The sequence below is a fragment of the Deinococcota bacterium genome (assembly GCA_030858465.1).
GTDB lineage: Bacteria > Deinococcota > Deinococci > Deinococcales > Trueperaceae > JALZLY01.
In genome coordinates this window covers 1-7854 of record JALZLY010000376.1, presented here as the reverse complement: position 1 = coordinate 7854, position 7854 = coordinate 1, and the positions used below count along the sequence as shown (strand labels likewise).

6 protein-coding genes are annotated in these 7854 nt (G+C 64.4%); 2 read left to right on the top strand and 4 right to left on the bottom strand.

The window, feature by feature from the left end:
• From M3498_18570 to M3498_18555, 4 genes are all read right to left on the bottom strand, one after another.
• The coding region (locus M3498_18570) for a hypothetical protein (GenBank protein MDQ3461272.1) at positions 1-1109 on the bottom strand (1109 nt) is incomplete at its 3' end.
• A gap of 330 nt (positions 1110-1439) precedes the next feature.
• The gene (locus M3498_18565) at positions 1440-2279 is read right to left on the bottom strand and encodes an ABC transporter permease (GenBank protein ID MDQ3461271.1); all 840 of its coding nucleotides are present in this window, start codon (positions 2277-2279) and stop codon (positions 1440-1442) included.
• 27 nt (positions 2280-2306) lie between these two features.
• Complete coding sequence (locus tag M3498_18560; GenBank protein ID MDQ3461270.1) at positions 2307-3224, bottom strand: ABC transporter permease; 918 nt, start codon at positions 3222-3224, stop codon at positions 2307-2309.
• 64 nt (positions 3225-3288) lie between these two features.
• The gene (locus tag M3498_18555) at positions 3289-4836 is read right to left on the bottom strand and encodes an ABC transporter substrate-binding protein (protein ID MDQ3461269.1); all 1548 of its coding nucleotides are present in this window, start codon (positions 4834-4836) and stop codon (positions 3289-3291) included.
• 230 nt (positions 4837-5066) lie between these two features.
• Between M3498_18555 and M3498_18550 the strand changes: the two genes are divergently transcribed.
• Both M3498_18550 and M3498_18545 read left to right on the top strand, forming a co-directional pair.
• Positions 5067-6245 carry a M20 family metallopeptidase gene (locus M3498_18550; GenBank protein MDQ3461268.1) on the top strand — a complete coding sequence of 393 codons (1179 nt, stop codon included), beginning with the start codon at positions 5067-5069 and terminating at the stop codon, positions 6243-6245.
• A 129-nt stretch (positions 6246-6374) separates the two neighbouring features.
• Positions 6375-7661 carry an MFS transporter gene (locus tag M3498_18545; GenBank protein MDQ3461267.1) on the top strand — a complete coding sequence of 429 codons (1287 nt, stop codon included), beginning with the start codon at positions 6375-6377 and terminating at the stop codon, positions 7659-7661.
• Positions 7662-7854: the final 193 nt, after the last annotated feature.

Genomic DNA, 7854 nt, shown 5'->3' with positions numbered 1-7854 from the left:
TCAACTCCCAGCCAGCGAGGAAGGCCGCTCGGGTGATGCTGGCGAGCGGTGGCCCAAGCGTCCGCGTCCAGGCTCTCGCAGAGGGGATGGCTGAGCAGGCGGGCCATCGCCTCGAAGGGCGCGTCCTCGAGGAGGACGGTGGTGAGTTTAGTGAGCCAGGCGCCCACGCGTGTCTCGGCGAGAGAAAGCCCATAAGAGACCCGCAGGGGGATCTGGTACTCCCAGGCGACAGCCTTGAGTAACGGCCCGTAAGCAGCTTCATCGCGGCTCACAAGCGCGATGGTTGCGGGACTGGCGCCCTGGTGCAGGAGCGCCTTGACAGCGGTGAGCACATGGCGGACTTCCGCCTCTTGGGAAGGGAAGTGGCGTGCTTCGCAGGGCGGGGTGGCTTCATTCGCCTGGTCAAAACGGAAGGACAAGCGCTCGCCGAAGGTCTGGGGTGTCTCGTGGCGCCGCTCGACTTTCCAGCCTCGTTGCGCCATATTTTGCGCGGCCGTTTCGTTCAGGCTGAAGAGCGGGCCGTCTCGCCAGGGCAGCAACAAGAGACTGCCGGCTGCCGCTATCGCAGCGAGGAGGGCGAGGTCGCCATGGCCGAGGCGGGGGTAACCCACGACCAGCACCCTCTGCTGCCAGGGTTCCCCTGCGGCGGCGACCCACATCACCTCGGCTGGGTCCACCAGCCCTTGAGCGCGGAGGAGCTCACGGTGTGCGTCGGCCACCTTCAACACCCCCGCGGCCCGCGGTGACAGCCTCAGTGACAGTGTTTGTGACAGAGCCTGCGTGGCAAGGCTCGCATCCAGTCCTGCGCGGAGCACCTCCCGAACGGTTGCCGCCACCGTGCGCGTGGTTCCCTCGAGGTCCGTTGGGGCGAGCACCTCACCGACCGCTCGTTTGAGGGCGCGGTGTCGCGCCAGCTCACTTGCCACCAGCAGGCCCTGCTTGCGGAGGAGGCCGCGGGCGTGATGATCGAGGGAGGTGAAGGTCATACCAAGCGCGCGGGCAGCCCGGCGGTTGGGTGTCAGGACCAGGAACGGCCCCGAGTCACCTGGCAGCTGCCGTGCGGGAAAGGAACTCAGGAGGACCTGACTGGTGAGGGTGGTAGGTGTCATTATTGGTATCATGCTTGTCCCTGAAGACGCATCGTCGTGTCGGTAAAGCAAATTGGTGAAGCAAAGAAGCACCTGCACGCGCTTTAATGGTCGCTCGGTGAACCTCGACTTAGCTCCTCGAGCCTCATCCTACCAGGTTAGGCGCTCTTGGATGACCTGCGCTTCGGCTCGCCCCTGCTTCTGCCGGAGACGCTCGTCAAGCCTGTCCACGTCCACGCCTACCTGAGCGCGTACAAGACCCCGACGACGGGGTGAGGCTGAAGGTGCGGCCTTTCATGACGGCAGCCGTGCTGCGCAGCAAGTTCACCGCCACACTGACACACTGAATCCCTACCCGAGCCTTGGGTCGAAGACGTCACGCACCCAGTCGCCGATGAGGTTGACCGAGAGCACCAAAAAGGTGAGGGCCAGGCCGGGAAAGGCGCTCAGCCACCAGGCTCCGCTAAAGAGGTGGTTCTGGCCCGCGGCCACCATCAGGCCGAGGCTGGGCGTGTCCACGCTCACCCCCAGGCCGAGAAACGACAGGGTGGCCTCTAAAAGGACCACCCTCGGAAAGTCCACCGAGAGCTGAACCAAGATGGGCGACAAGGCGTTGGGAAGAATGTGCTTGGTGAGGATGCGGGGGGTGCTGGTGCCGAGCGCCTGAGCGGCGCTGACGAAGTCCCGCTCGCGCACCTGGATGACAGCCGCGCGCGTGACGCGGGCGTAGATGGCCCAGCCCACCACGCCGATCACCAGAATCACCCGGTCGAGACCGGCGCCTAAGAGCGCCAAGACTACCAGCGCGACGAGAATGGTGGGCAGCGCGAGTTGCACGTCTGCTAAGCGCATGATGAGGCCGCCCCCACGACCGCCGAAGTACCCGGCGACGAGGCCGAGCGGAATGCCGATGGCGGCGCTGATGAGCAAGGCGAAAAAGCCTACCGCCAAGGAGACGCGGCCGCCATAGAGGATGTTCGAGAGGATATCGCGGCCCAGGTTGTCGGTGCCCAGGAGATGATCCTCTTCGCCGCCGGCAAGCCAGCTCGGCGGCGCCAGGTTGATGAGGATGTTCTGCTGACGCGGGTCGTGAGGCGCAAAGAGGTCCGCCCCGAGCGAAGCGACGACGAACACGAGCAGGATGAGCAGCGGCGCGACCGGCAAGGATTTGAACAGGCGCCTGGAGGTCATCCGGGTATCCTCACTGGCCGTACCTCACTAGCTGTACCTCACGCGCGGGTCGATGACGCTGTAGAGAATGTCGACCAGGGTGTTCAGTACGACGAAAATGAGCGCCACGAAGAGCGTGAAGGAAATGATGACGGGAAAGTCGAGGGTGGTCAGCGCCCGCAGGGCTAAGCGGTTCATGCCCGGCCAGGCGAAGATGCTCTCGGTGACGACAGCGCCCGCCAGCAGGTTGCCGAACTCGAGCCCCATGACCGTCACGAAGGGGATGAGCGCGTTGCGCATGGCGTGGCGGTAAACCACCAGGCGTGGCAAGACGCCCTTGGCCCGCGCGGTGCGCACGTAGTCCTGTGAGAGCTCCTCTAAAAGCGTAGCGCGTATCAGCCGGGTGAAGAGGGCGATGCGGTAGGTCGCCAGGGTAAAGGCCGGCAGGACGAGATGGGCGAGCGTGCCGCTGCCGTAGGCGGGCAGCCAGTTAAGCTCGACGCTGAAGATTAAGAGCAACATGACCGCCAGCCAGAAGTTGGGCGCGGAGACACCCAGGACGCTGACGAAAAGAAGCGTCCTGTCGACCAGGCTGCCGTGGCGGTTGGCCGCCATCACCCCCATCGGCACGCCCAGGACCAGCGCCATCAGCATAGCGGCCAAGACGAGCTGGGCGGTGGCCGGAAAACGCTCGACGATCATGCCCATGGCGGGCTGGCCGGTCTGGAAGGAGCGGCCCAGGTCGCCCTGGATAGCACTCGACAGAAAACGCCAGTACTGCAGGTAGAGGGGCTGGTCGAGGCCGAAGTTGATGCGGATCTGGTCGATCTGGGCCTGGGTGGCGTTTTCGGGCGCCAGGAGCTCGACGGGGTCGCCGGCTATGTTCAGCAAGAAGAACACTAGCGTCCCCACGAAGATCAGGACGCCAATGGCCTGCACGGTGCGTCTCAGGATAAAGGCAAGCATGAGATATCAGGCTGCAGGAATATGCGCGCTATTCCTGCAGCCTGGTCCTAGCTCCTGCGCCCGACTAGCGGCTCTGCAATTCGAAGGCCAGGATGTACTCTTGCGGATTGGCCTCGAAGTCGATGTCGCTGCGCACGCCCGCGATCACGCTCTCGACGTAAAGAGGAATCCACACCACGTCCTCCGTAAGGGTATGCCTGTTGATCTCGTGAATGAGCTCGATGCGGCGCGCCTCGTTGAACTCGGCATTGACCTCGGTGATGAGCGCGTCCATCTCGGGGTTGGCGTAGAAGTAGCGGTTGAGCCGGCCAAAGCCCGCCTCGGGGTCCCTGGTGTGGATCATGTTGTTGAAGGTGCTGACGACGTCCGGCGAGCCCCAGCCTGCTAAGTACATCATAAACTCGCCTTCGTCGATCAAGGGGAAGAAGACGGTGCGGGTGGTGGCGTTGACCTCGACCTCGATACCGACCGCGCCGAGCATGCCGCCGATAGCCTGGGCGACCAGCGCATCGTTTAGGTAGCGGTCGTTGGGCGCGTCTAAGCGAATCCGGAAGCCGTTCTCGTAACCGGCTGCGGCCAGCAGCTCGCGGGCGCGCTCGGGGTTGTAGTCGAAGCGCTCGATGAGCGGGTCGTAGAGGTAGTCGATGGGGGAGATGTACTGCGTGGCGGGGGTGACGACCCCGCCCATCACCCGCTCGATGATGGCGTCGACATTGATGGCGTGGGCGACCGCCTGGCGGACCGTGGGGTCGACAAAGGGGTTGACGCCGCCGGGCAGGCCGCTCGCCGGGCAGTTCTCGCGGCACGCAAAGTTCATGGTGAGGTAGATGACGCGGGTGCTTGGCGCCATGGTGATGTAGGCGTCTGGGCTGCGCTCGACACGCTCAAAGTCTTGCGGCAGGATCTTTTCGGCGATGTCCACGTCGCCCGTCAGGAGCGCCGACAGGCGCGTCGCGCCGGCCGGGATGTTGACGAGGCGCACGCGCCTGAACTCGGGTTGCTCACCCCAGTAGTCTTCAAAGGCCTCGAGAGTCAGGGAGTCGTCGGTGGTGTAGCTCACCGCGCGGTAGGGCCCGGTGCCTATCGGCTCGTTGGCCATCCGGTCGTCGCCTACCTCCTCGGCGTAGTCCGGGTTGGCGACGAGCACCTGGGCGAGCTTGAGCGGCAGGAGCGGGTCGGGCGTGTCGGTGTGGATTTCGACGGTGTTCGCGTCCGTAGCGACCGCCTCGCGCATGGCGGTTAGAAACTGCGCCATCTGCGACTCGGGGTGCGTTTTGGCGCGGGTCAGCGAGCCCACCACGTCCTCGGCGGTGAAAGGGCTGCCGTCGTGCCAGCTTACCCCCTCGCGGAGCGTAATGACCCAGGTGTTCTCTCCCTCGGCCTCCCAGGAGGTGGCCAGCTCGGGCACCAGCTCGCCCTCGCGGCTTAAGCGAATGAGGTACTCGTAGACGTGTTGCTGCCAGGCGAGCGTGGTGGTCTCCTGGCGCTTGTGGGGGTCCATGGTGACGGCGCCACCCTCAAAGGCGATGGTGATGAGCCTATCTTGCTGCGCCCCCACGGTACCCAAGCTGATGAGCAGCGCCAGACAAGCGAGTAAAACGGTCTTCCTCACGAGCATACCTCCCTTTCACATGCGGCTAAGCTGACGGCCGCGGTCTTGCCTTCAGCACCCGGCGTTCTCTTTGGGCGTGCCTTAGAGGCGCATGTTAACACGTGCGCTCGAGCACTGCTCCTGCCTCACCGTTCTAGGTAGGCACTATGGCGACGGCGATGAACGAGCCCTCGTGCTTATTCAGGAGGCTGCGGCTTAAGATGTTATACCTAAAGTAAGGAGGATTCACCATGCAAAACGCTTACAAGATGATTGACGCCCAAACCGACGAACTGCGCCCTTTGCTGCTCGAGCTGAGCCACAAGATCCACGCGCACCCCGAGATCCGCTTCGAGGAGGTCCAGGCCTCGAGCTGGCTCGCCGACACCCTGGAGGCGCGCGGCTTTGAGGTCGAACGCGGGGTGGGCGGCCTAGCGACGGCCTTTTATGCCCGCCTGCGCGGCCAGGGACCGGGGCCGAAAGTCGCCCTCATATGCGAGTACGACGCGCTCGAGGGCCTCGGCCACGCCTGCGGACACAACCTGATCGCCACCATGAGCTTAGGCGGCGCGCTCGCCCTCGCGCCGCTGATGAAGGACCTAGCAGGCGAGCTCGTGGTCGTTGGCACGCCGGGCGAGGAGGGCGGCGGCGGCAAGGTGATCCTGCTCGAGGCAGGCGTCTTTGCAGGGCTCGACGCCGCCATGATGATTCACCCCAGCTACGAGACGCGTATCGGTAGCCCGTCGCTCGCCCGGGTCGGCTGGGAGGTGCGCTACAGCGGCGTTCCCGCCCACGCCGCGGCGGCGCCGCACCTGGGCGTCAACGCGCTCGACGCGGTGCGGCTCGCCTTTAACGGCCTCGACGCCCTGCGCCAGCAGGTAACGCCGGACGTGCGCATCCACGGCATCGTCACTCAAGGAGGTGACGCGGTCAACATCATCCCCAAGGAAGCGGCCATGCGCGTCTTCCTGCGCGCGGCCAGCAGGGACTACCTTTACGAGAGCTTAGTCCCTCGCGCCCGGAAGGTCTTCGAGGGCGCCGCGCTTATGACGGGCGCCACGCTCAGCCTCGAGGAGAGCGTGAAACCCTACGAGAACATGGCGACCAACCTGGTTTTGGCGGAGCGTTTCGGCGAGCACGGCGCGCGGCTCGGACGCGAGGTCTTGCCCTACCATCCGCTGGATTTCGGCGGCTCGACCGACATGGGCAACGTCTCACAGCGCCTGCCCGCTTTGCACGCCTATCTGGCTATTGACGACAAGGCCCAGCCGCATACCGCCGAATTCGCTGCCGCTGCAAGGGGCAAGCGGGGAGACGAGGCCGTCCTGGACGGCGCCCGCATCCTGGCGTCGCTCGCTTATGAGCTGTTCAGCGACAGTGGCTTTCTGGACAAGGTCAAAGGAGCATCGGCGCCCAAACGAGCGGCCTGAGGTTTGGGCTCGTGCTTCAAGCCGCGGATCTCCTCGGGTGCCCGGTGGCCAGCCCGCCTGATAGCTTGGGGCTGCAAGATGTGTTTGCTGTGCAACCAGGTAAGGCGAGTGGGCGTATGATGGCGCGTTGTGCCTCTCATCGGCCAAGTTCCCCGCTCCTTTGACGCGCTTAAGCATCTTGCGTTTCGCAACTACTGGTTCGCCCAGGGCTTTAGCCTCATCGGCTCGTGGATGCAGGTGACCGCGCAGGCCTGGCTCGTTTTTGACCTCATCGCTGATCCGGCCGAGGCCGCCATCAAGTTCGGCTATGTGGGCGCCTTGCAGTTCGCCCCCACCCTCGTCTTGAGCCTCTTTGCCGGTGTCGTCATCGACGCGACTTCCCGGCGCTCGGTGCTGCTGGCCTGCCAAGGCGTGCTGGCCTTGTCTGCGGTCGCGCTGGCGCTGCTGACCTTCACGGGCTGGCTGAGTTACCCTATTTTGCTGCTCATCGCCGCCGTCAACGGCACAACCAACGCCTTTGATGTGCCGGCCAGGCAGAGCCTGGTGCCTGACTTGGTGCCCAAGCGCGACCTCAGAAACGCTGTTTCTCTCAACTCGCTGGCCTTTAACGTAGCGCGCCTCGTCGGCCCGGCCATAGCCGCCACCTTCATCGCCGTCTCCGAGGGTTTTTTCGCGGGTTCGCAGCCACTCATGCGCTACAGCCCGGCGATTGCCCTAAACGCGCTCTCCTTTGCCGTCATCATCCCGGCCATCTGGAGCATCAGGCTGCCACCTCGAGAGGTCAAGCCCCACAAGGTCTTCGCGGAGATTAAAGAGGGTCTCGCTTACGTGATGGGCCAGGCCGAAGTGCGGCTGGCGACCATGCTGGCCGGGTCTCTGTCGCTTACCATCATCAATTTTCAGCTCATCGTGCCGCTCTTTGCGAGGCAGGCGCTAGGGCTTGACATAGCAGGCCTCGGCATCCTCCTCTCGAGCTTGGGCTTGGGTGCTATTCTCGCCTTTGTCGTCAACTCGGCCTACGGTGATGACGACCGCCTCATGCTCATGCGCCGGGGCGTGCTGCTCTTCAGCCTCGCCTTTTTGGCGTTTGTGATGAGCCCAAACCTGCCGCTCGCCGCCTTAGCGCTCGTCGCTTGCGGCCTCGGCATGATCGTAACGATGGTCAACGCCCAGGCGACCGTTCAACTGTTGGTGCCCGACGCCTTGCGCGGCCGGGTGATGAGCATCTATATGCTGGTCTTTTCGGGCTTCGTGCCTTTTGGCGCGTTGCTGGTGTCCCAGCTTGTGGGTAGGCTCGGGCCGCGCTGGGGGCTTCTTGTGGTCGGCCTTTTGGGTCTTGGCGCCGCGCTCATCTTCCGCCCTCACCGCAAATGGATGGCGCGGCTGCGGGCCGCTCAAACCACCGCAGCGGACTAGGGCCAACAACCCGCCCTTTCGTTCATGAGCGTGGCCGAACTGTTTGGTGGGCAGATTTGCACTACTGGAGTGAGCGGCGCAAGACGATCCTGGAGACACTTTTGCAGACCAAGTACGTCGTTTTGGGCTTTGAATTCGGCCTCGCCAAGGAGTGGGCGCGAGTGCGGGCTGAAGGCAAAGCCCAAGGGCGGCC

Bases quoted from the DNA above. Each gene is read 5' to 3' on its own strand.
- M3498_18565 (MDQ3461271.1), bottom strand. From the start codon at position 2,279: ATGACCTCCAGGCGCCTGTTCAAATCCTTGCCGGTCGCGCCGCTGCTC.
- M3498_18560 (MDQ3461270.1), bottom strand. From the start codon at position 3,224: ATGCTTGCCTTTATCCTGAGACGCACCGTGCAGGCCATTGGCGTCCTG.
- M3498_18550 (MDQ3461268.1), top strand. From the start codon at position 5,067: ATGCAAAACGCTTACAAGATGATTGACGCCCAAACCGACGAACTGCGC.